Annotated in this window: 22 protein-coding genes; 10 read left to right on the plus strand and 12 right to left on the minus strand. The window is 70.1% G+C overall.

Translation table 11 applies throughout. The annotated features are described in order from the left end of the window. Positions 1 to 17 precede the first annotated feature (17 nt). Positions 18 to 524, plus strand: a complete 507-nt coding sequence (locus ABT061_RS44380; RefSeq protein ID WP_350929711.1) for a DinB family protein — start codon at positions 18 to 20, stop codon at positions 522 to 524. Between the two features lie 41 nt (positions 525 to 565). On the opposite strand, the gene ABT061_RS44385 is transcribed toward ABT061_RS44380, so the two are convergent. Continuing rightward, the gene (locus tag ABT061_RS44385) at positions 566 to 1,087 is read right to left on the minus strand and encodes a MarR family winged helix-turn-helix transcriptional regulator (protein WP_350929712.1); all 522 of its coding nucleotides are present in this window, start codon (positions 1,085 to 1,087) and stop codon (positions 566 to 568) included. A gap of 52 nt (positions 1,088 to 1,139) precedes the next feature. Then, the gene (locus ABT061_RS44390) at positions 1,140 to 2,447 is read right to left on the minus strand and encodes a M50 family metallopeptidase (RefSeq protein ID WP_350929713.1); all 1,308 of its coding nucleotides are present in this window, start codon (positions 2,445 to 2,447) and stop codon (positions 1,140 to 1,142) included. A gap of 188 nt (positions 2,448 to 2,635) precedes the next feature. Here ABT061_RS44390 and ABT061_RS44395 point away from each other — a divergent pair, with 188 nt between their 5' ends. After that, positions 2,636 to 3,241: a LuxR C-terminal-related transcriptional regulator gene (locus tag ABT061_RS44395; RefSeq protein ID WP_350929714.1), complete on the plus strand. Its 606-nt coding sequence runs from the start codon at positions 2,636 to 2,638 to the stop codon at positions 3,239 to 3,241. 13 nt (positions 3,242 to 3,254) lie between these two features. Here the strand turns inward: ABT061_RS44395 and ABT061_RS44400 are convergent, their stop codons facing one another. Beyond that, positions 3,255 to 4,370 (minus strand): PP2C family protein-serine/threonine phosphatase, encoded by a 1,116-nt coding sequence (locus ABT061_RS44400; protein WP_350929715.1) that lies wholly within the window; start codon positions 4,368 to 4,370, stop codon positions 3,255 to 3,257. Positions 4,371 to 4,488: 118 nt separating this feature from the next. Here ABT061_RS44400 and ABT061_RS44405 point away from each other — a divergent pair, with 118 nt between their 5' ends. Then, the gene (locus ABT061_RS44405; protein ID WP_350929716.1) at positions 4,489 to 5,718 is read left to right on the plus strand and encodes a GNAT family N-acetyltransferase; all 1,230 of its coding nucleotides are present in this window, start codon (positions 4,489 to 4,491) and stop codon (positions 5,716 to 5,718) included. An 85-nt stretch (positions 5,719 to 5,803) separates the two neighbouring features. After that, a complete protein-coding gene (locus ABT061_RS44410) occupies positions 5,804 to 5,950 on the plus strand; it encodes a hypothetical protein (protein WP_350929717.1) in 147 nt (48 codons plus the stop codon). 3 nt (positions 5,951 to 5,953) lie between these two features. On the opposite strand, the gene ABT061_RS44415 is transcribed toward ABT061_RS44410, so the two are convergent. Then, positions 5,954 to 6,421, minus strand: a complete 468-nt coding sequence (locus tag ABT061_RS44415) for a ribose-5-phosphate isomerase (protein ID WP_350929718.1) — start codon at positions 6,419 to 6,421, stop codon at positions 5,954 to 5,956. A 97-nt stretch (positions 6,422 to 6,518) separates the two neighbouring features. Here ABT061_RS44415 and def point away from each other — a divergent pair, with 97 nt between their 5' ends. Beyond that, positions 6,519 to 7,007 (plus strand): peptide deformylase, encoded by a 489-nt coding sequence (gene def / locus ABT061_RS44420; RefSeq protein WP_350929719.1) that lies wholly within the window; start codon positions 6,519 to 6,521, stop codon positions 7,005 to 7,007. A 43-nt stretch (positions 7,008 to 7,050) separates the two neighbouring features. Here def and ABT061_RS44425 read toward each other — a convergent pair whose 3' ends face one another. After that, positions 7,051 to 8,460 (minus strand): aldehyde dehydrogenase family protein, encoded by a 1,410-nt coding sequence (locus ABT061_RS44425; RefSeq protein ID WP_350929720.1) that lies wholly within the window; start codon positions 8,458 to 8,460, stop codon positions 7,051 to 7,053. A 200-nt stretch (positions 8,461 to 8,660) separates the two neighbouring features. After that, positions 8,661 to 9,281, minus strand: a complete 621-nt coding sequence (locus ABT061_RS44430; protein WP_350929721.1) for a mycothiol-dependent nitroreductase Rv2466c family protein — start codon at positions 9,279 to 9,281, stop codon at positions 8,661 to 8,663. A 219-nt stretch (positions 9,282 to 9,500) separates the two neighbouring features. On the opposite strand from ABT061_RS44430, the gene pepN reads away from it, so the two are divergent. Then, complete coding sequence (gene pepN / locus ABT061_RS44435) at positions 9,501 to 12,068, plus strand: aminopeptidase N (protein WP_350929722.1); 2,568 nt, start codon at positions 9,501 to 9,503, stop codon at positions 12,066 to 12,068. 225 nt (positions 12,069 to 12,293) lie between these two features. Further along, positions 12,294 to 13,256, plus strand: a complete 963-nt coding sequence (locus ABT061_RS44440) for a hypothetical protein (RefSeq protein ID WP_350929723.1) — start codon at positions 12,294 to 12,296, stop codon at positions 13,254 to 13,256. An 89-nt stretch (positions 13,257 to 13,345) separates the two neighbouring features. Here the strand turns inward: ABT061_RS44440 and ABT061_RS44445 are convergent, their stop codons facing one another. The 4 genes from ABT061_RS44445 to ABT061_RS44460 are packed head-to-tail and all read right to left on the minus strand — an operon-like array spanning position 13,346 to position 16,099. Then, positions 13,346 to 13,897 carry a Pycsar system effector family protein gene (locus ABT061_RS44445; RefSeq protein WP_350929724.1) on the minus strand — a complete coding sequence of 184 codons (552 nt, stop codon included), beginning with the start codon at positions 13,895 to 13,897 and terminating at the stop codon, positions 13,346 to 13,348. A gap of 44 nt (positions 13,898 to 13,941) precedes the next feature. Next, on the minus strand, positions 13,942 to 14,304 hold the full coding sequence (locus tag ABT061_RS44450) for a hypothetical protein (protein ID WP_350929725.1): 363 nt from the start codon (positions 14,302 to 14,304) through the stop codon (positions 13,942 to 13,944). Between the two features lie 35 nt (positions 14,305 to 14,339). Then, on the minus strand, positions 14,340 to 14,639 hold the full coding sequence (locus ABT061_RS44455) for a hypothetical protein (RefSeq protein WP_350929726.1): 300 nt from the start codon (positions 14,637 to 14,639) through the stop codon (positions 14,340 to 14,342). Positions 14,640 to 14,677: 38 nt separating this feature from the next. Continuing rightward, entirely contained in the window at positions 14,678 to 16,099 is a 1,422-nt protein-coding gene (locus ABT061_RS44460) for an amidase (protein WP_350929727.1), read from the minus strand. Positions 16,100 to 16,459: 360 nt separating this feature from the next. Between ABT061_RS44460 and ABT061_RS44465 the strand changes: the two genes are divergently transcribed. From ABT061_RS44465 to ABT061_RS44475, 3 genes are all read left to right on the plus strand, one after another. After that, complete coding sequence (locus ABT061_RS44465) at positions 16,460 to 17,077, plus strand: nuclease-related domain-containing protein (protein ID WP_350929728.1); 618 nt, start codon at positions 16,460 to 16,462, stop codon at positions 17,075 to 17,077. Positions 17,078 to 17,242: 165 nt separating this feature from the next. Further along, a complete protein-coding gene (gene ilvD, locus ABT061_RS44470; protein WP_350929729.1) occupies positions 17,243 to 19,081 on the plus strand; it encodes a dihydroxy-acid dehydratase in 1,839 nt (612 codons plus the stop codon). A gap of 81 nt (positions 19,082 to 19,162) precedes the next feature. Beyond that, entirely contained in the window at positions 19,163 to 19,645 is a 483-nt protein-coding gene (locus ABT061_RS44475; protein WP_350929730.1) for a helix-turn-helix transcriptional regulator, read from the plus strand. Positions 19,646 to 19,722: 77 nt separating this feature from the next. On the opposite strand, the gene ABT061_RS44480 is transcribed toward ABT061_RS44475, so the two are convergent. Together ABT061_RS44480 and ABT061_RS44485 are read right to left on the minus strand one after the other, a co-directional pair. Next, the gene (locus tag ABT061_RS44480; RefSeq protein ID WP_350929731.1) at positions 19,723 to 19,944 is read right to left on the minus strand and encodes an FmdB family zinc ribbon protein; all 222 of its coding nucleotides are present in this window, start codon (positions 19,942 to 19,944) and stop codon (positions 19,723 to 19,725) included. Positions 19,945 to 20,049: 105 nt separating this feature from the next. Next, entirely contained in the window at positions 20,050 to 20,871 is an 822-nt protein-coding gene (locus ABT061_RS44485; protein WP_350929732.1) for a GNAT family N-acetyltransferase, read from the minus strand. Between the last annotated feature and the right edge of the window lie 149 nt (positions 20,872 to 21,020).

The raw sequence follows: 21,020 nt of genomic DNA on the forward strand, positions 1-21,020 counted from the left end.
GCGAAAGGATCGGCCCCATGACCGACACGCGCGTTGACACCCCCTTCATCGCCGACGAGAGCACCATGCTGCACTCCTGGCTGGACTGGCACCGGGAGACCCTGGCGGTGAAATGCGCCGGGCTGTCGGACGAGCAGCTTCGCCTGCGCTCCGCCGAGCCGTCCACGCTCTCCCTGCTGGGTCTGGTCCGCCACATGACCGAGGTCGAGCGCAACTGGTTCCGCAACGTCCTCAACGGTGAGGACATCGGCCCGTTCTACTATTCCGACGACGATCCCGACGGCGACTTCGACACTCTGGAGACGACCACGGCGGAGCAGGCCTTCGCCCGCTGGCGGGAGGAGATCGCCCACTCTCGCGAGGTGTCCGCCGGACTCCCCATCGACACCGTGGGCAAGGCGCAACGCCACGGCCATGACGTGTCGCTGCGCTGGATCCTCGTCCACATGATCGAGGAGTACGCCCGGCACAACGGCCACGCCGACATCATCCGCGAGCGGATCGACGGGGTCGCCGGGGAGTAGGCAGGGCCTGCCGGAAACCAGGCGGACCGGCAGCGGGCGGCTCAGGTGGGGGCGGGGGTCTCCGCCAGCGTCTCGGCGATCAGCCGGTCGAGGTTGGCCGGGCTCGCCGGGCGGGCGACGGCGGCATCGGCGAAACGGGCCAGGAGCCGGGCGAAGACCTCACGGTCCTGCTCGTCCCAGTCGGCCATCAGGCCGTCCAGGTAGGTGCGCCGGTGGCGGACCACCACCTCCAGCACGCGGCGGCCCCGCTCGCTCAGCACGAGCCTGGCCCGCCTGGCGTCCACGGCCGACTCCTCGCGCTCCACGAGCCCCGCGCCGATCGCGTCGTTGACCAGCCTGCTGGCGGTGGAGGGATCGACGTCCAACTGCTCGGCCACGGCACCCACGGTCACCTCGGGCACGTCCAGGCTCAGCTTGTGCACGGCGTGCACGACCATGACGTTCGACATGTGCACCGGCCGCTGCGGCTCTTCGGCCCTGCGCGCGCGCAGTGGCCGCGACCAGATCCGGCGGAGCCGAAACAGGGCCACATCGATCACCGCTCCGGGCGTCCCCTCGTTCACGGCGCCACCCTAACGCCTGCGGGGGGTGACGGGCGCCCCCGGCAGAAGACGGTCAGCCGGCCAGGCGGACCGGGTTGACCAGATCGGCGTACATCAGCAGGCCCGCCATGATGACCATCAGGAAGGCGATCGCGTACGTGAGCGGAAGCGCCTTGGCGATGTCGACGTGGCCGGGGGTGGGGCGGCGGGCGACGCGCGCGAAGCCGCGCTTGAGACCCTCCCAGAGGCCACCGGCGATGTGGCCGCCGTCCAGCGGGAGCAGCGGGATCAGGTTGAACAGGCCGATCGCCAGGTTGAAGCCCGCCAGCAGGTTGATGAAGACGACGATCTTGTTCTCCAGCGGGATCGCGGAGGCGGCGATCTCACCGCCGATGCGGCTGACGCCGATGACGCCGATCGGGCCGTTCTTGTCACGCTCGTCACCGGAGAAGGCGGCGTTCCAGACGCCCACCATCTTCTCGGGGAACCTGAGCAGCGCGGAGGCGGTGGCCGAGGTGAGGTCCCACATGTGCTCGGTCACGGCACCGAAGCTCTGCTGCTCTATGGCGATCTTCGGGCTGACCCCGAGGTATCCGACACCCTTTTCGATCTTGCCGGGCTCGTCGAGCGACTCGCGGTCCTGGGCGATGAGGGTGGCGTTGACGGTCAACTCCTGCCCCCCGCGCCTGATACCGATCGCGATCGGCCCCGCGCCGTGGTCGCGGATGGCCCGTGTCGCGGCGTCCCAGCTCGCGGCGGGCCGGCCCGCCACGGCCACGATGACGTCCCCCGGCCTCAGCCCCGCCACGCTGGCCGGGCTGGGCCTGTCGGCCGCGGTGCACTCCTGGTTCTTGGCGTAGTCGGCCGCGGTCTTCACGCACTGCGGGATCGAGGCGATCTCGGTCTTCTGCACGGGGATGCCGAACCCCATGAGCACGACGCCGAACAGGATGAACGCCAGCACGAAGTTCATCGCCGGACCGCCGGACATGATGATGACCTTCTGCCACCAGGGCTTGCGGTAGAACACCCGGTTCTCGTCGCCCGGCTGCACGTCCTCCAGGGCCACGTCACGCGCGTTCTCGATCAGGCCCTGCCACGGCCCGGTGGAGACCGAGCGCACCTTGCCCGGGGCGTCGGTGGGCCGGGGCGGCAGCATGCCGATCATCCGGATGTAGCCGCCGAGCGGGAGCCACTTGATCCCGTACTCGGTCTCGCCCTTGCGGCGCGACCACATCGTCGGGCCGAAACCGACCATGTACTGGGTGACCTTGACGCCGAACAGCTTGGCCGGCACCAGGTGGCCGATCTCGTGCAGCCCGATCGACACCATCAGTCCCACGAGGAACACAACGACTCCGACCACGGAGAGCCAGCTCACAGGTTCATACTCCCATCGCGGTTTCACCGACAATGCCCCATAAGAGATTAGCCGAAGTATCCGGCCTTCACGGCCCCGTTCCTCATCGGGTCACGTTCGGGCACTTTGCCGATCGGCCACATTTCATTGACATTAAGCGATCACACAATCACTCTTTGATGATGGTGAGGACGAGAGATAGGAGCGTTTTGATCGGAATTTTGGTCGCCGAACACCTACCCCTGATACGGCGCGGGCTGGTGGCCTCGCTGGAGGGCGAGAGCGACATGCGGGTGGTGGCCGACGTGGCCGACGGCGAGGAGGTCGTCCCCGCCGTTCTGCGGCACGCGCCCGAGGCCGCGGTCATCGACCTCGACCTGCCGGGGGCCGACGGTTTCACCACCGCCCTCCGGCTGCACGAGGAGGCTCCCCGCTGCAGTGTCCTGCTGCTCTCCCGCGCCCCGAACCCGGGCCAGGTCCGCCGCGCCTTCGCCGCCCACGCGCTCGGTTTCATGAGCCTGGAGGCCGACCCCGGGCAGCTGGCCGACGGCGTCCGCCGGGTCGCGGCCGGCCGCCGCGCGGTCGACTCCGAACTCGCGGTGGCGGCCCTGAGGTCGGCGGACAACCCCCTGACCCGCCGGGAGCTCGACGTGCTCCGGCTGGTCGCGCGGGGCGCCAGGTCCGGCGAGGTCGCCGACCAGCTGTTCCTCTCCGTGGGAACGGTCCGCAACCACCTGTCGCGGATCATGTGCAAGACCCAGGCCCGCAACCGTCTCGACGCCGTGCGCATCGCCGCCGACTCCGGCTGGCTCTGACGCCTCTCACACCTCAGGGGCGCCAGATGAGGATGAGGGCGCAGTCGTCGTTGTGCCCCGCCGACATGGAGGTGACCAGGTTACGGGCACCATCGCGGAACCCGGAGGGCACCAGACGCTCGGCCTCTCCCAGCAGGCGGTCGAGGCCCGCGTCGATGTCGCGCCCCGGCTGCTCGATCAGGCCGTCGGTGTAGAGCATGAGCGCGTCGCCCTTGCGGAGCATCCCCTGGTCCGCCTCGCAGTGCAGGTCGGGCACGACGCCGAGGACGACGCCCTTGGCCGTGGAGACCCGCCACGTTCCCGCGCCCGACTCGTACTTGACCACCGGGGGATGACCGGCCGAGGTGATGACGTACTCGCCCGTCGCGAGGTTGAGCCGCAGGTGGACCGCGGTGACGAAGCCCTCGGCCTCGCGCTGGCGGTGCAGGTAGGTGTTACAGGCGGGCAGGAAGTCGTCGACCGAGCCGAGCAGCCCGCCGAAGGTGCCCGACAGCAGCAGTGCCCGGGTGCCCGCGTCGACGCCCTTGCCCGACACGTCGACCAGGGCGAGCTCCATCGTGTCGCCCTCGCGGATGGAGACCAGGAAGTCACCGCCGAAGGAGGATCCTCCGGCCTGCTTGAGCACCACCTTGGAGCCCCACTCCTTGGGCAGCGAGGGCAGGTCGCTCTGGCTCTTGAGACGGTCGCGCAGTTCCAGCAGCATCGCGTCGCCGCGCAGGCCCTGCACGCCGAGCTTGCCCCGGGTACGGGCCATCAGCGCGGCCAGCACGGCGGTGAAACCGAAGGTGACCAGCAGGCCGGGGCCGATGTAGTCCACCCCTCGCACCACGGCCACGTAGATCAGCGAGGCCGCGACCGCGCACAGCAGCTTGACAAGGCTGTTCAGCCGGAGCTGAAGCCCGGCCACCAGGGTGATCGGGATCATGAGCGCCGGGGAGAACCACTCCATGGAGACCCTCGCGGCCAGCACACCGATCAACAGGGTCAGCAGGATCAGCGTGATGAGCAGGTTTCTGTCGCGTGCCAGAGGGCCCCGGCGCAGCAGACGCACGATGGGGACGAGAAGCGGGATGCGGACCAGGAACGCACGGAGCGCCGGGGGAAGCAGCGGCACCGGACGGGAACTCATGATGCGCCTGACTGTATCTGGCTATCCCCCATTTGGGCAGCCAACTTGACCAATGCCTTGATCACTAAGCGCGGATATTAGCTGGCCGGAACTGTTTGTCCCATCTACCGTGTGAAAAATGACTCTTAGCCTGCGTCCGATCACCGAAGCCGAGTGGTCAGGTTGGATAACCGTCGACGAGGAGGCGTTCGGCGCTCCCGTCCTCCCGCACCGGGCGGAGCTGTACAGAGGTGTCACCGAGTTCGACCGCTCGCTCGGAGTGTTCGACGGCGATCTGCTCGTGGGCACCACGGCGGTGTGCAGTTTCACCATGACCGTGCCCGGCGGCCCGATCCCGGTCGGCGGCATCACCGCCGTCGGCGTGCTGCCCTCCCATCGCCGCCGGGGTGTCCTCTCCTCGCTGATGACCCGCCAGCTGTCCGACCTGCACGAGCGGGGTGAGGCGGTCGCCGCGCTCTACGCCTCCGAGGCCGCGATCTACGGACGTTACGGCTACGGCAGGGCCGCGGACAGCCTGGTCTTCCGGATCCCCACGGCGAAGGCGGCCTTCACCCGGCACGCCCCCGTCGATCCGGGCCTGCGGCTGCGCGTCGTCAGGCCCGAGGACGCCAGGGCCACCTTCGAGAAGGTCCACGAGTCGGTGCTCGGCGAGCGTCCGGGACTGTACGCCCGCACACCCGGGCGCTGGGACACGGCGCTGAGCGACCACGAGGCCGACCAGGGCGGCGCCGGACCGCTGCGCGCCGTGATCGTCGAGGACGACACCGGTCCGCGGGGCTACGCGCTCTTCAGGATCAGGCAGAGCTGGACCGAGGATGACGTCCCCGACGGCGAACTGCAGATCAAGGAGCTGTTCGGTCTCGATCCCGCCGCCTACGCACTGCTCTGGCGGCACGTCCTGGACCGCGACCTGGTCTCGCACGTCACCGCCAGGAACCGTCCCTCGGACGACCCGCTGATGCACCTGCTGGCCGAACCCCGGATGCTCCACGCGCGCTGGCTGGACGAGCTGTGGATCCGCGTCGTGGACGTCGAGCGGGCCCTTCCGGCCCGCCGCTACTCCGCACCCGTGGACGTGGTGATCGACGTCGAGGACGACGTCTGCCCATGGAACGCGCGCCGCTGGCGGCTGACCGCCGACACCTCCGCCGCCCGCTGCGTGCCCTGCGACGATCCGGCCGACCTGGCACTGCCGGTCTCCGTGCTGGGCGCGGCCTACCTGGGCGGGCGCCCGCTGGCGGCCCTGCTGGCGGCGGGGGTGGTACGCGAGTCGCGCGCGGGGGCCCTGCGGGAGCTGTCCACCGCGATGTCGTGGGATTCCGCCCCCTGGGGCGGCATGATCTTCTGACCACGGCCACGGCCGCCCGGCCCGCCGATCAGGCCGGGCCCGGAGTGGACCCGCCCGGACGGGCCGGGCGGGTTATGGTTGCGGCATGGCACTGCAGAGCTTGCAGATCAACGCGATCACCGCGATGCGGGCGCGAGATGTCTCGCGCCCGACACAGGAGCAGCAGGACAGCGCGGACCGCCGCCCGCTGCGCGACGAGACGCCCCGCAAGGAGCCCACGCGCAGGCGGTGAGGACTACGGCAGCGGCGGGAGCTGGCCGATGGTCTCGTACGAGGTGAGCTGTGCGATCCGGCGGTTGTGGCGCTCGGCCCCGGAGTACGAGGTGTTGAGGAAGACCTCGACGAACCGGGTCGCCTCCTCCTCCGGGTGCATCCGCGCGCCGACGCTGACGACGTTGGCGTTGTTGTGCTCGCGGGCGAGCCTGGCGGTCTCCTCGCTCCAGGCCAGGGCGGCGCGGATGCCGCGCACCTTGTTGGCCGCGATCTGCTCGCCGTTGCCCGAGCCACCGATGACGACTCCCAGGCTGCCCGGGTCGTCCACGACGCCCTGGGCCGCGCGCAGCACGAACGGCGGGTAGTCGTCCTCCGCGTCGTAGACGAAGGGGCCGCAGTCCACGACATCGTGGCCGTGCTCCTTCAACCAGGAGACGATGTGGTTTTTGAGCTCATAGCCGGCATGGTCGGCACCGATGTAGACACGCACCCACCCAGTTTCGCAGGTGTGCGCGGGCGGCTTTACCCGGCCCCGGCTAGAGTAATAGTCCCTATGCTCACCTAACCCTTACAAGAGAGAACTCCACATGCGTGACATCCGAGTGGTCGGTGACCCCGTCCTGCGCACGCCCGCCGAGCCGATCACCGAGTTCGACCGCGACCTGCGGCGCATGATCGACGAGATGTTCGACGTGATGTACGCCGCGCAGGGCGTCGGCCTGGCGGGCCCGCAGATCGGCGTGTCGAAAAGGATCTTCGTCTACGACTGCAGCAACCGCAAGGGGCACGTGATCAACCCTGAGCTGACCGTGGACGACGACTCCGAGGTCCTCGACGAGGAGGGCTGCCTGTCCGTTCCCAGCCGCGAGACCGGCACCCCGCTCTACGCCAGAACGCCCCGGGCCGCCGGCGTGACGGTAAGCGGCCTGGACCGGCTGGGGCGGCCGATCCGGCTCAGGGCCCGCGGCCTGCTGGCACGCTGCTTCCAGCACGAGACCGACCACCTCGACGGCATGCTCTACGTGGACCGGCTGGCCAAGGACGCCGCCAGGAAGGTCCTGCTCCAGGCGCCCTGATCCGGCGGGGCCGGCCGGGCGCGGACAGCCGCGCCCGGCGCCCTCAGAGCTGGATCGCCTTGATCTCCAGATACTCCTCAAGGCCGAACTCGCCCAGTTCGCGGCCGAGGCCCGACTGCTTGTAGCCGCCGAAGGGGGCTCTCGGATTGAACTGACCGCCGTTGATCGCCACCTGGCCGGTGCGCAGCCGTCGTGCGACCTCGACCGCGCGCTGCTCGCCACCCGCCCACACCGCACCGGCCAGGCCGTACGGGGTGCCGTTGGCGATGGCGACGGCCTCGTCCTCACCCCGGGTGTAGGGAATGATCGTGAGGACCGGGCCGAAGATCTCCTCCTGCTCGATCACCATCCCCGGCTCCACCCCGGCGAACACCGTGGGCTCCACGTAGAAACCGCGCTCCATCGGCCGGTCGGTGCCTCCGGTGACCAGCCGGGCACCTTCCTCCTGGCCTCGGTTGATGTAGCGGATCACCCGGTCACGCTGGGCCGCCGACACGAGCGGGCCGAGCCTGGTCGCCTCGTCGAAGGGATCGCCGACCGTGTACTTCCGCGCGGCGTCGACGACGAGACGGACCACCTCGTCGTACTGGTCCCGGTGGACGATCATGCGGGTCCAGGCGGAGCAGGTCTGGCCGGAGTTGAGGAAGGCGTTGGCCACCGTCGCCTTGGCCGCCGCCGGAAGGTCCGCGTCCGGCAGGACCAGGCTGGCGGACTTGCCACCGAGCTCCAGGGCCACCCGCTTGATCGTCTCGGCCGCGAGCGAGGCGACCCGGCGCCCGGCCCCGGTGGAACCGGTGAACGACACCATGTCCACCTCCGGGTGGGTGACCAGGGACTCCCCCACCACCGGGCCGTAACCGCTGAGCATGTTGAAGACCCCGGCGGGCAACCCGACCTCGTCGAAGATCCCGGCGAGCGCGAAGGCCGCCAGCGGAGCCACCTCGCTGGGCTTCAGCACGACGGTGCAGCCCGCGGCGAGCGCGGCGCCCACCTTGCAGACGACCTGATGGAGGGGGTAGTTCCAGGGGGTGATGGCGGCGACCACCCCGGCCGGCTCCCTGAAGACGCGGGAGTTGCCGACCTGCCCGCCCTCGAAGTCGTAGGTCTCGGCCAGCTGGGCGTAGGAGGCCAGCACCCCGGCCGGCATCAGCGTCTGCACCCTCATCGCCACGCCGTACGGCGCGCCCATGTCCGTGGCGATGATCCTGGCTATCTGGTCGGAGCGTTCTCGTATCAGCCCGGCGGCGGCGGCGAGGATCCGGCCTCGCTCGGCGGGGGCCGTCGCCGACCAGGAGGGGAAGGCCTCGCGGGCGGCGGCCACGGCGACCTCGACGTCGGCGGGCGTCCCGGCGGGCACCCTGTCGATCAGCTCCTCGGTCGCCGGGTTGATCACGTCAATGCTCTCGCCCGACGCGGAGGGCTGCCAGGCTCCATCCAGATAAAGGTGACGCATGCCCCTCATCTTTGCGCGCGTGCCCCTGTTTCGCGAGGGTGCGGCGGGTACCGCGATCACACAGAGATCATCGTTGTACGGGGACACAACCGCGATTCCACCGGCCCGGCGGACCACGGCTCCGGGGAGGCCGGACGTGCTCGGCCCCGGCCCGCCGCGGTCACGCCCGGCGGGCCCGGGGAAAGGACGGAGCCCGCGGATCAGTCGAAGATCGGACGCCGGTCCCTGGACCGCTTGAGCTCGAAGAAGCCGTCGGTGGCCGCGACCAGCCGTACCCCGTCCCAGAGCTTGCCCGCGTCCTCGCCCTTGGGCGCGGGCGAGATGACCGGGCCGAAGAAGGCGACGCCCTCGACCGAGATCACCGGGGTGCCGACCTCCTGGCCGACCCGGTCGATGCCGTCGTTGTGCGAGGCGCGCAGTGCCTCGTCGAACTCCGTCGAGTCCATCGCGTCGGCGAACGTGCGGTCGAGCCCGGCGGCCTCCAGGGCCTCCTCGACGGTCTCGCGGAGCGTGTCGAGCTCCTTGACCCTGCCCTGGTTGTGAAAACGGGTGCCAAGCTCGGTGTAGAGGCGGCCCACCGTCTCGGAGTCGTACTTCTCCTGCACCGCGGTGACCACTCGGACCGGGCCGATGGCCTTGGCGATCATCTCGCGGTAGCTGTCGGGGATCTCCTTGTCCTCGTTCAGCACGTTGAGGCTCATGATGTGCCAGCGCGGCTCGATCGGCCGCACCTTCTCCACTTCCAGCAGCCAGCGAGAGGTCATCCACGCGAACGGGCAGAAGGGGTCAAACCAGAGGTCAACGGGGGTTCGCTCAGTCATCTTCTCGGCTTCCTGATCGTAAGGTTTCGTCGACAGCGACAACCCGGACAGCCGAGTTCCCTATTCCATGGGTGGATTAATACCTTTACACGTGGCTTTAATCTCAAATTTAATGATCAGCCCACAGGTTGTGCCAACGCCGCGCGTCGCGGCCTTACATGGCAGGATTCAGTCACCCCCTAGCAACGGAGCGGGGGAAGTTGTGAAGAGGGAGCGGTAGTGGCAGGCAATCTGACCCGTGATGAGGCGCGCGAGCGCGCACGGCTGCTCAGTGTGCAGTCCTATGCGGTGGAGCTCGACCTGACCGAGGGTGAGGAGCGCTTCGAGAGCGTCACCACGGTCCGCTTCACCAGCACCCGCCCGGGTGCCGAGACGTTCGTCGACCTGGCCGGCGCGAAGGTGCGCAAGGCGGTCCTGAACGGCGTCGAGCTGGACGTGAGCGGCTATGACCTGGAGACCGGGCGGCTGCCGCTGCCGGGTCTGGCCGAGACCAACGAGCTGCGCGTGGACGCCGACTGTTCCTACACCCGCACCGGCGAGGGCCTGCACCGCTTCGTCGATCCGGTCGACAAGAGCGTCTATCTGTACAGCCAGTTCGAGACGGCCGACGCGCACCGGATGTACGCGTGCTTCGACCAGCCCGACCTGAAGGCCACCTTCGAGCTGACCGTGCTCGCGCCGTCCCACTGGGAGGTCATCTCCAACGCGGCGCCCGACTCGGCCGAGGAACTGGCGGAGCACCATGGCAAGCACGGTGCGCTCCAGGCGGCCAAGCGCTGGCACTTCCCGCCCACCCCGGTGATGTCGACCTACATCACCGCGCTGTGCGCCGGGCCGTACCACAAGGTGACCTCCGAGCACGACGGCATCCCGCTGGGCCTGTACTGCCGGGCCTCGCTCGCCGAGCACCTCGACCCGGAGAACCTCTTCGAGGTGACCAGGCAGGGCTTCGACTTCTTCCACGAGATCTTCGGCGTCCGCTACCCGTTCGGGAAGTACGACCAGCTCTTCGTCCCCGAGTTCAACGCCGGGGCGATGGAGAACGCGGGCTGCGTGACCTTCCTGGAGGACTACGTCTTCCGTTCGCGCGTCACCGACGCGATGATCGAGCGCCGCGCCGAGACGATCCTGCACGAGATGGCGCACATGTGGTTCGGTGACCTGGTCACCATGCGCTGGTGGGACGACCTGTGGCTGAACGAGTCGTTCGCCACCTACGCCTCGGTGCTCTGCCAGGCCGAGGCCACCCGCTGGGGCCAGGGCGCCTGGACCACCTTCGCCAACGTCGAGAAGTCCTGGGCCTACCGTCAGGACCAGCTGCCCTCGACCCACCCGATCGCCGCCGACATCGTCGACATGCACGCGGTCGAGGTCAACTTCGACGGGATCACGTACGCCAAGGGCGCCTCGGTCCTCAAGCAGCTCGTCGCCTACGTGGGGCTGGACAACTTCCTGGCCGGGGTACGCGACTACTTCCGCGAGCACGCCTGGGGCAACACCACGCTCGCGGACCTGCTCGGCGCGCTGGAGCGCACCTCGGGGCGCGACCTGTCCTCCTGGTCGAAGGAGTGGCTGGAGACCTCCTGGGTCAACACGCTGCGCCCGTCGTTCACCACCGACCCCGAGGGCCGTTTCACCGAGTTCGACGTGCTCCAGGAGGCCCCCGCCGACTACCCGACGCTGCGCTCGCACCGCGTGGCCATCGGCCTGTACTCCCTGCGGGACGACAGGCTGGTCCGGGTGAGGCGAGTCGAGCTGGACGTGGTCGGCGCGCGCACCGCGGTGGCCGAACTGGTCGGCGAGGTACAGCCGGACCTGATCCTGATCAACGACGACGACCTGACCTACGCCAAGGTCAGGCTCGACGAGCGGTCGCTGCAGACCGTGGTGAACGGCGGCATCGGCAAGTTCACCGACTCCCTGCCCCGTGCGCTGTGCTGGTCGGCCGCCTGGGACATGACCCGCGACGCCGAGATGGCCGCCCGCGACTATCTCGCCCTGGCCGTCTCCGGGATCAAGTCGATCACCGACATCACGGTCGCCCAGACCGTGCTCCGCCAGACCCGCCTGGCCCTCCAGCAGTACGCCGACCCCGCCTGGCGCGAGGAGGGCATGGCCCGGCTGGCCTCCGCGCTGCGCGACCTGGTCATCGGTGCCGAGCCCGGCTCCGACTACCAGCTCGCCTACCTGAACGCGCTGGCGGCCACCGCCACCTCCACCGAGGACCTGGCGTTCCTGAAGGGGCTGCTGGACGGTGAGACCGTGCTCGACGGCCTCACCGTCGACACCGACCTGCGCTGGACGCTGACCGGCGCCCTGGTCTCCGGCGGCCTGCTCGGCGAGGAGGACATCGCTCAGGAGCTGCTGCGCGACGCCACCGCGACGGGCGAGCGTTCCGCCGCGCTCTCCCGCGCCTCGATCCCGACGGCCCAGGGCAAGGCGAACGCCTGGGCCGCGATCATCGAGGGCAAGCTGAGCGGCGCGCTGCTCCGCTCGACGATCGTCGGCTTCATGGACTCGCGCCACCCGGAGCTGCTGGAGCCGTACGCGGCGAAGTACTTCGAGGAGATCGGCAGGATCTGGAAGTCCTGGACCTCCGACAGCGCTCAGAACTTCGCCAACGGCTGCTACCCGGCTCTGGTCATCTCCCCCGGGACGGTCGCCAGGACCCAGGACTTCATCTCGGCCGACCAGCCGCCGCACGCCCTGCGGCGCCTGCTGCTCGAGGGCGCCGACGGTATCGGCCGCGCCCTGCGCGCCCAGGCCAAGGACGCCTCCACGGGCTGACCTCGCCGCTGAGACCGGAGGGACACCCCTCGCCAGGACGGGCGAGGGGTGTCCCTCCGGTGCGCCGTCACGGGCCGCTGAGGCCAGGCGGCCCTGAGCACCTCGGGGCGAACGCTGGTAGAGATAGGTGTCAACCGCAAGAAACACCCCATGTCCGGCTCCGTCCGGTCATCGAGATCTCGCCGGGTCCGGCCCCGGAAAGCGAAGTCAAGAGAGGGCAACCCCGTGGAATCGGCACGTGATCTGCTCATCTCCCTGGCCAGGAGGTACGCCTTCGGTGATGTCGGAGCCCTCGCCTCCGGTGTCGTGGAGAAGGCGGGCGACATCGAGGCGGCGTGCGAGTTCGGCCAGCGGCTGCTCGCGCTCGACGCGGAGGACTTCGCCGCCGAGGCGCGAGCCGTACCGAGTGACCTGCGGCGGCGGGCCCGGGCCTGCACGATGCCGCAGACACCCCGCGAGCAGCCACGCGGCGCGCTGGAGTCGCTGCGGCCCGCGTACGGGCTGCTGCTGGAGGTCATCGCGGTCAGGTGGCACCGTCGCGAGCTGAGCCCCATGGTCGCCGCCATCCACATCGCCAGCGAGTATCTCCCGCTGCTCGCATTCGAGCCGGTACTCGGCAACGCCGGTGATCCCGCGCGCTGGCCGGAGGGCCTGACCGCGCCGGACAGCAGGTTCGGGGTGATCGGCGACCGCGAGTGCGATCACACGAAGGCCGAGCAGTCGGCGGTCAACCGGACACTGCGCGTGGCGGGAGAGCCCGCCGAGGGGTGGCGCGCCTACTTCGACCGCCAGCACAGCCAGGTCGCCGGGGCGCTGGCCACCTGTGTGGCCGGCTGCCGCAACCCCTGCACCGCGATGGACTGGGTGCGAGCGGACCGCCGCGACGACCTCGCCCTGCGTGCCGGTGTGGCGCTGGCCTTCGCCGAGACCCCGCTGGTGCGGCTGCGGCACGCCGCTCCGGTGGGTCACGGGTTCGGCGTGCCCTCTCCCGAGGAGGTCATCGAGGCCTGGGAGCGCAGCCGGACCATCCTGGCCAAGAACGAGGTGGGCGCCGAGGCGTCCGGTGACGACGGCTTCCCCCTGCCGGGGCTGCCGGCCCTGTTCTCCGCCGTCGCGAGCGCCCCGGTGACGCCCTCGACGCTGCTGACGGACATCAGCAGCCACCTGGTGCGGCTTCTCCAGTCCTGAGCCGGCCCTGAGCCGGCCCTGAGCCGGCCCTGAGCCGGCCCTGAGCCGGCCCTGAGCCGGCCCTGAGCCGGCGCTGATGGCGGGGCGGATCAGAGCAACCGGCTGACGAACACCGACAGCGCGCAGCAGGTGATGGAGAACAGCATCAGCCAGACGCCCCGGCGGATGTAGCGCTGCTTGGCGTCTCCGACGGCGCTGAGCCTCCTGATCTCCAGGACGAGCAGGTCGACCCTGTCGCCGGGCCTCGATCCCGGCCGTACCTCGCCGCCGAACCCCCCGGGATAGAACCGGCGTCTCTCCAGCGTCCTGCCCGCCAGCCTCGCGGTACGGCGGTAGAGGGCTCCGACGAGCATGAGGATCCCCATCAGCCAGAAGAACATACCGGTCCACCAGAGCCATTCGATCTTGCTGGACAGCTCACCGGGCCTCCAGTACCCGTTCAGCAGCCCGACGACGACGGCACCGGCTGCCGCGCCCGTCGTGACCAGCAGGATGACCGCCGTCTCATCCTCCCTGCGGACCCTCGCCCGGACATCGGCGAATGCCTCCTGCACGTAGCCGATGATCATGTCAGGCTCCCGCGCCGCCGTGAACCCCCTGGAAGAGCGACCCAGCAGCGCGTCCCACCTGATCCTCAGCACGAGCCGATTATCCGGGAAAATCATCTTCGCTCAGCGCGAACGGATCATCCGCGCCGCACCGCCCGGTCCGCCAGCAGCAGGACTCCGGTGACCACCCCGCCCACCAGGTCGCCCAGACCGAGGATCGCGGCCATCGACAGCGCGGCCGCGCGGCATTCGGCGTCGGGCAGCCACACCCTGGCCCGCGGACCTGTGACGATCTCCAGCGCCCTCCCGTGATGGTCCACGAAGACGAGCACCGCCCTGTCGGCCTCCTCTCCCAGCGCGGCGTGCAGCCGCTCCGAGAAGTGACGGCGCGGGCCGATCGCCGGCCCGAGGTAGGCGGCGAAGCGCAGTCCGGTGAGCCGCTCCGCGGTGCGCAGGGCCCCGCGGACGTCGTCCCCCTCTGTCGAGGTCAGGGTCAGCATCTCCGTACCTCGCCTTCGCCGGCCCTCGCCGGGCCTCACCAGGCCGCCGACGCTCCACCGGTGTGCCGCCCCGGCTCGGCGGTCTCCGCGAGCGAGACCCAGTCTGCCTCAGGCGCCGCAGGCAGGCTCGGACGCCGCTCCGTCAGCACCAGGACGGCATCGCTGACCCCGCGCTCGCTACCGAACGGTCCCCCCAGCCAGACCGCACCCGCTGATGTGCTCCTCGCGGCCCTGTCGCGCATCCTGCCGGGCATCGTCACAAGCAGGACGATGAGCAGGAACAGGCCACCGGAGACCCCGATGAGAAAGCCCAGGACCTCGATCGCGCTGTCCATGTCTCAAAAGTAACCCCAGGCCGGCGGCCCGTCGAGGACTACCAGGTGGTGGGCCTGCGCTCACCCCAGAAACCCCCGCGAGCGGCCTCGATCTGCGACGACACGGAGATCAGGGTGCCCTCGCCGCCGAACCTGCCGGCCAGCATCACGCCGATCGGGAGGCCGTCCGCGCTCCAGTGCAGCGGCAGGTTGACCGCGGGCTGGCCGCTGACGTTGTAGACGGCGGGGAAGGCGGCGAACCGCTTCATCCGCTCGAAGGTCTCCTCGGGGCCCTCGACGTCCTCGAACCAGCCCACGGGCCTGGGCGGTTGCGTCACGGTCGGGGTGAGCACCGCGTCGTAGGGGTCGGTCGCCAGCAGGCCGAACCGGGTGGCGAGCTGCAGCGCCGACTGGGCCTGCAGGAAGTCGGGGGCCGGGGTGGCGAAGCCGCGCTCGCGCAGCCAGGCGGTCAGCGGCCGGAGCCTGTCCTGCCTGGTCGGATCGACCGGGTGCATGCACGAGAACGCGTACCAGAGCGTCACGAACTGCGGCACCGTGTCCGGCCCGAACGGCGGGGCGATGTCGACCACCTCGTGTCCGAGCGCCGCCAGCTCCGCCGAGGCGTGCTCGTAGGCGGCGAGTACCTCGGGGTCCACCACGACGCCGGGGACCAGCGGCTCGGCGTAGCGGGCGATCCGCAGGCGACCGGGGTCGCGGCCCACGTACGCGTGGAAGGAGCCGAGTTCCGGCGGCGGCGCGTGATAGAGGTCGCCGGGGTTGTGGTGGGCCATCACGTCGAGCAGCGCGGCGGCGTCGGCGACGGTTCTGGTGATCGGGCCGTTGGTCGACAGGCCGGCCAGGTCGGGCACTATCGGTGCGAAGCTGATCCTGCCCCGGGAGGGCTTGATACCGAACAGCCCGCAGACCGAGGCGGGGATGCGGATCGACCCGGCGCCGTCGCTGCCCTGCGCGGCGGGGGCCAGGCCCGCGGCGACCGCCGCCGCCGCGCCGCCGCTGGACCCGCCGGCCGACCGGGAGAGATCCCACGGGGTGCGGCTGGGCGCCGAGACGGCGGTCTCGGTGTAGCACGGCAGCCCGAACTCGGGCGTCGCGGTCTTGCCGAGCATGATCGTCCCAGCGTCCCTGAGCCGCTCGACCACGCTGTCGTCCACCGGTGCGACGAAGTCCTCGTAGGTGGCCGAGCCGAAGTGGATCGGCACGCCCTTGACGAGGTTGAGGTCCTTGATCGGGATCGGCACCCCGGCCAGGGGCGAGGGATCGTCTCCGGCGAGCACCCTCGCCTCGACCTTGTGCGCCTGCTCCAGGGCGAGTTCGGGGGTCACCGTTACGTACGCGCCGATCTGGGGGTCCAGGCGGGCGATCCGGTCGAGGTAGTGCTCGGTGATCTCGACGGGCGAGACCTCCCTGCGCCGCACGGCTGCCGCCTGCTCCAGAGCGTTAAGATCGTGAATGTGAGCCACGCCCCGCACAGTAGGCGCAGAGCGCGCGGTTATCCAGAGTGGAAGCCCGTAGATACCCGGTTCATAGCAGCGCCAAGCGGGTGACGGCGGTCACAAAAGTATGAGATACGCAATACTAGGCACCCGCCGAGGACGTCAGCTACCGTGAGTTACGTGGATTCCGGTCAGGTACCAGAAGACGGTAACACTACGTCACCGATTTGGGTCAGTGACCGACAGGCCGAGGACCGGCCGACGTCTCGACCCACCGCACCAGCGTCTACGTACGCACCCGTCGAGCGCGCCGCGCTGCGCAGCCTGCTCGATCACCCCAAGTACCGCCACCTGCGCCGACGCGTTCTCGTCGCGGTCGGTGTGGGCGTGCTCGCGGCCATCCTGCTGGCCAGCTGGCAGCTGGGCTTCACCGCCGCCGTGGTGGCCGCGATCGTCGACACGGCGCTTCACGCCCGTTCCAACTCGTCGGTGCCCGCCTGGCGGCGCTCCTCGGTCGCGGAACGGCGGACGGAGATGCAGTTGAAACGGCTGGAGCGCGGGGGCTACCGCACCCTGCACGCCCGCGCGATCCCCGGCAGCGAGGCCCAGATCGACCACCTGGTCGTGGGTCCCACCGGCGTCTACGCGGTCGACTCCGAGAAGTGGGACAAGCGCCTGCCCGTCCGCGTCCAGTCGCACCGCAAGCTGTTCCACGGCCCGTTCAACCAGAAGCCCCGTCTCGACGAGGCGCGCTGGGAGGCGTCCCAGGCCGCCGAGCTGATCGCCGCGGAGCTCGGCCGTGAGGTCGCGATCGTGCCGTCCCTGGCGATCTACGGCCCGGCCATCCCCTGGAAGGTCCTCAACGTCCGCGAGGTCGACGTATTCGACGGCAGTCGTGTCCGTAAATGGATCACCAAGCGGGAGCGCTCACTCACCGACACCGAGATCGACAGGATCTACGAGGTCGCCGCGCAGGTCCTGCCCGCGCGCTACCCGGAGAACTGACCTCGGCCGTCCTCACCGGCCCTCCCACACGGTGTCCGCGAAGCGGCGGTGTTCGCGGAACCTGTGGTCACGAACCCGATGTCTCATGGCATGGGCAGTCGTCTCACGCGCTGAGCGGTGGCCGTACCATTCATAGACCACGGTTTCGATGATGGGAGAAGCCTCATGCCCGCCCTCAGGTCTCGTACGGTCACTCACGGCAGGAACATGGCCGGGGCCCGGGCCCTACTCCGGGCGACGGGCGTGTCCGGCGAGGACTTCGGGAAACCGATCATCGCCGTGGCCAACAGCTTCACCCAGTTCGTCCCCGGGCACGTCCACCTGCGCGAGGTCGGCGACGTCGTGGCCGGCGCGATCCGCGAGGCGGGGGCGATCCCTCGCGAGTTCAACACGATCGCGGTCGACGACGGCATCGCGATGGGTCACGGCGGCATGCTGTACTCGCTGCCCAGCCGCGAACTGATCGCGGACGCGGTCGAGTACATGGTCAACGCGCACTGTGCCGACGCGCTGATCTGCGTCTCCAACTGCGACAAGATCACTCCGGGCATGCTGCTCGCCGCCTTCCGGCTGAACATCCCCACGGTCTTCGTCTCCGGCGGTCCGATGGAGGCGGGCAAGACCCCCAACGGGAAGCTCGACCTGATCGACCCGATGATCGCCGCGGCCAACGACGCCGTCTCCGACGCGGAGCTGCTGGAGATGGAGGAGAACGCCTGCCCGACCTGTGGTTCGTGCAGCGGCATGTTCACCGCCAACTCGATGAACTGCCTCGCCGAGGCCATCGGCCTCGCGCTCCCGGGCAACGGCACGATCCTGGCCACGCACAAGGCACGCAGGAAGCTGTTCGAGGACGCCGGACGCCGGCTCGTGGAGATCACCCGCCGCTACTACGAGCAGGACGACGAGACGGTCCTGCCGCGCGCCATCGCGACCAAGGACGCGTTCGAGAACGCCATGGCACTGGACGTGGCGATGGGCGGCTCGACCAACACGATCCTGCACATCCTCGCCGCGGCCCGCGAGGCCCAGGTCGACTTCGGGCTGAAGGAGATCAACGAGATCTCGCTGCGGGTGCCCTGCCTGTGCAAGGTCGCCCCCGCTACCGCGAAGTACCACGTCGAGGACGTCCACCGCGCCGGCGGCATCCCGGCGATCCTGGGCGAGCTCGACCGGGGCGGTCTGCTCCACCGCGACGCCTACACGGTCAACGGCGGCACCCTGGGCGACTACCTCGACGCCTGGGACCCGCAGTCGCCGCGTGCGCTGCCCGAGGCCCTTGAACTGTGGCACGCGGGCCCCGGTAACGCCCGCACCGTGAAGCCCTTCTCCCAGGGCGCCCGCTGGGAGGAGCTGGACCTCGACCGGTCCGAGGGCTGCGTGCGTGACATCGAGCACGCCTACACCCGCGACGGCGGCCTGGCCGTCCTCTACGGCAACATCGCCACCGAGGGCTGCATCGTCAAGACCGCCGGGGTCGACGAGTCGATCTGGAGGTTCGAGGGCCCCGCGGTGGTCTTCGAGTCGCAGGACGACGCGGTCGAGGGCATCCTCAACAACAAGGTCAAGGCCGGCGACGTCGTGGTGATCCGCTACGAGGGGCCGAAGGGCGGGCCCGGCATGCAGGAGATGCTGTACCCCACCTCGTTCCTCAAGGGCAAGGGGCTGGGCAAGGACTGCGCGCTGGTCACCGACGGCCGCTTCTCCGGCGGCACGAGCGGACTGTCCATCGGTCACGCCTCCCCCGAGGCGGCCGAGGGCGGCACCATCGCGCTCGTCGAGAACGGCGACCTCGTCACGATCGACATCCCCGGCCGCTCGATCGAGCTGAAGGTCTCCGCGGAGGAACTGGCCGCCCGCCGGGAGAAGCTCCTGGCCGACCTGGGCGGTTACCGGCCGCGGACGCGCCAGCGCCCGGTGAGCGCCGCGCTGCAGGCCTACGCCGCGCTTACCACCTCCGCCTCCACCGGCGCCTCGCGCGACCTGTCACAGCTGTCACGCTGACCTGGGCTTCCTATCGGGTAGAGATGCCTTACCCGATAGGAAGTTCGAAAAAATGTCAGTGCTCGGACGTATTATCTGGGTATGACTAGCGTCATGAAGCTCACCACCCCGCTGACAGCCGCCGAGATCGCCGCCCTCGCCCTGTCGATGGCGCATCTGGGGTCGAGTCCGCAGGCAGGCGCCGCTCGCAGCGGCCTGCGTCATGCGTTCGAGCAGATGGAGATCGACGACGACGTCGTCGCCACCACCCTGACGACCCTCACCGAGCCGATGCCCGCCCCGATCGCCGACCGCGCCCGGACGATCGCCAACGCCATCACCTCAGGCCTCGTCATCCGCCTCCACTACCGTGACGTCTCCGGACGGATCACAGTCCGTGACGTCGACCCGGTGACCTGCATGGTCCACCGCGAATACTGGTACCTCGTCGGCATGTGCCGCATGCGCCACGCGATCCGGGCGTTCCGGTTCGACCGGATCGTCGCCACCGAACCCACCTTCGTGCCGGCCCGCCCGCACCGAGCCGAGGGATTCCTGCCCTTCCAGGGCAAGCGCGCCGCATAACCGGTCGCGGTCAGGTCATCTCGAGCTGCCACCCAGGGCCGGTCCGGGCCGGTCCGGGTGGCAGACTCCCGATGTGGTCAGCCGCAGCAGCCGCCGCCGCAACACCCGCCACCGCCGCCGGAGGGCCGGGGCGCGGCCGAGGAACTCGCGGAGCCGCCGGTCACCGCGACGGTGGACAGCAGCTTGACCGTGTCGTCGTGGCCGTCGGGGCAGAGCGCCGGCTCACCGGAGCGTGCCATCGGACGGGAGATCTCAAAGGTGGACCCGCAGGCGCGGCAGCGGAAGTCGTATCGGGGCATGACCCCAAGGTTACCCGGCTCGCTCGCCGCACACCCGTGCCGCCGACGTCCTGTCTCTTCCCACGGGACCTCCCCGGGCGGGCGGCAGACGCACGCCGAGAAAGGTCAGGCGAAGGTGATGGAGGCGTAGTCGGCCACCGGCCGGTAGCCGATCGCCTGGTAGATCGAGTTGGACGTGGGGTTGGACAGGTCCGTGAAGAGCAGCACCTCCTCGGCGCCCTCGGTGAGCACCTTGGCGCTCACCGCGTGCGAGAGCGCGGTGCCGTAGCCCTTCCGGCGAAACTCCGCGGGCGTGTAGACGGGGCCGACCCGGGACATCCCGCCGATGGGCGAGGAGGCCCCGGCGAACGCGACGGGCCGCCCGCCCGCCTCCCACACGAGCAGTTCCCGTCTGGCGATCCGGCTGGCCACCAGCGGGGTCAGGTCGACGGGGCCGGCGGCCTCGGCCTCGGCCTGGAACTCCTCGCCCCACCGGACCAGGAGATCGAGGTCGTCGGCGACGGCCACGCGCGAGGCCCCTGGCGGAGCGGGGTCCGGGCCAAGCAGCACGTCGAGCCGGTAGAGGCGTTCCGCGCGGCGCTTGGCCTCGGGCCGCCACCAGGAGGCGGCGAACGCCTCGGCCAGCGGGAGCGGCCCGGTCACGCCGGGGATCGCCCTCTCCTTCTCGATCAGGTCGGTGGCGAGGCCGAGCACGGTGTCGGCGGGGATATCGGGGAGCAGCAGGGGGTGCGGAGGCGTCTGGATCGCGGTCGCCACGATCCGGCCGTCGCGCTCCAGCCTGCCCAGCAGCACGTCATCGCCCCACAGACCGCTCCGTACGGCGCGCAGGACCGTGAGTGGGACGGTGTTGCGGACCGGATCCCGCAGCAGCCACGGCTCCGCCATCCCCGCGTACGCCTCGATGTCGGAGGTGAAGGTCCATGTCATGACCATGATTGTGCCTATCGGGGATCACCGGCGCCAACGGGCATGCCGCCGTGGGGGCGCGCCTCGGGGCGGGCCCGCCCGCGCCGGGAAGGGGACGGCCACGACCCCGGCGAGGGGGGCCCCCAGGGGGACCGGCGGCGGGGGGGGGC

The organism is Streptosporangium sp. NPDC002544, from assembly GCF_040295965.1.
Taxonomy (GTDB): Bacteria; Actinomycetota; Actinomycetes; order Streptosporangiales; family Streptosporangiaceae; genus Streptosporangium.

Excerpts from the sequence above, each read along its gene's own strand:
- ABT061_RS44430 (WP_350929721.1), bottom strand. The coding sequence starts at position 9,281 with ATGACTGAGCGAACCCCCGTTGACCTCTGGTTTGACCCCTTCTGCCCG.
- ABT061_RS44475 (WP_350929730.1), top strand. The coding sequence starts at position 19,163 with ATGACTAGCGTCATGAAGCTCACCACCCCGCTGACAGCCGCCGAGATC.
- ABT061_RS44410 (WP_350929717.1), top strand. The coding sequence starts at position 5,804 with ATGGCACTGCAGAGCTTGCAGATCAACGCGATCACCGCGATGCGGGCG.
- ABT061_RS44450 (WP_350929725.1), bottom strand. The coding sequence starts at position 14,304 with ATGCTGACCCTGACCTCGACAGAGGGGGACGACGTCCGCGGGGCCCTG.
- def (WP_350929719.1), top strand. The coding sequence starts at position 6,519 with ATGCGTGACATCCGAGTGGTCGGTGACCCCGTCCTGCGCACGCCCGCC.
- ABT061_RS44455 (WP_350929726.1), bottom strand. The coding sequence starts at position 14,639 with ATGGACAGCGCGATCGAGGTCCTGGGCTTTCTCATCGGGGTCTCCGGT.
- ilvD (WP_350929729.1), top strand. The coding sequence starts at position 17,243 with ATGCCCGCCCTCAGGTCTCGTACGGTCACTCACGGCAGGAACATGGCC.
- ABT061_RS44480 (WP_350929731.1), bottom strand. The coding sequence starts at position 19,944 with ATGCCCCGATACGACTTCCGCTGCCGCGCCTGCGGGTCCACCTTTGAG.
- ABT061_RS44425 (WP_350929720.1), bottom strand. The coding sequence starts at position 8,460 with ATGCGTCACCTTTATCTGGATGGAGCCTGGCAGCCCTCCGCGTCGGGC.
- ABT061_RS44405 (WP_350929716.1), top strand. The coding sequence starts at position 4,489 with ATGACTCTTAGCCTGCGTCCGATCACCGAAGCCGAGTGGTCAGGTTGG.
- ABT061_RS44400 (WP_350929715.1), bottom strand. The coding sequence starts at position 4,370 with ATGAGTTCCCGTCCGGTGCCGCTGCTTCCCCCGGCGCTCCGTGCGTTC.
- ABT061_RS44485 (WP_350929732.1), bottom strand. The coding sequence starts at position 20,871 with ATGACATGGACCTTCACCTCCGACATCGAGGCGTACGCGGGGATGGCG.
- ABT061_RS44380 (WP_350929711.1), top strand. The coding sequence starts at position 18 with ATGACCGACACGCGCGTTGACACCCCCTTCATCGCCGACGAGAGCACC.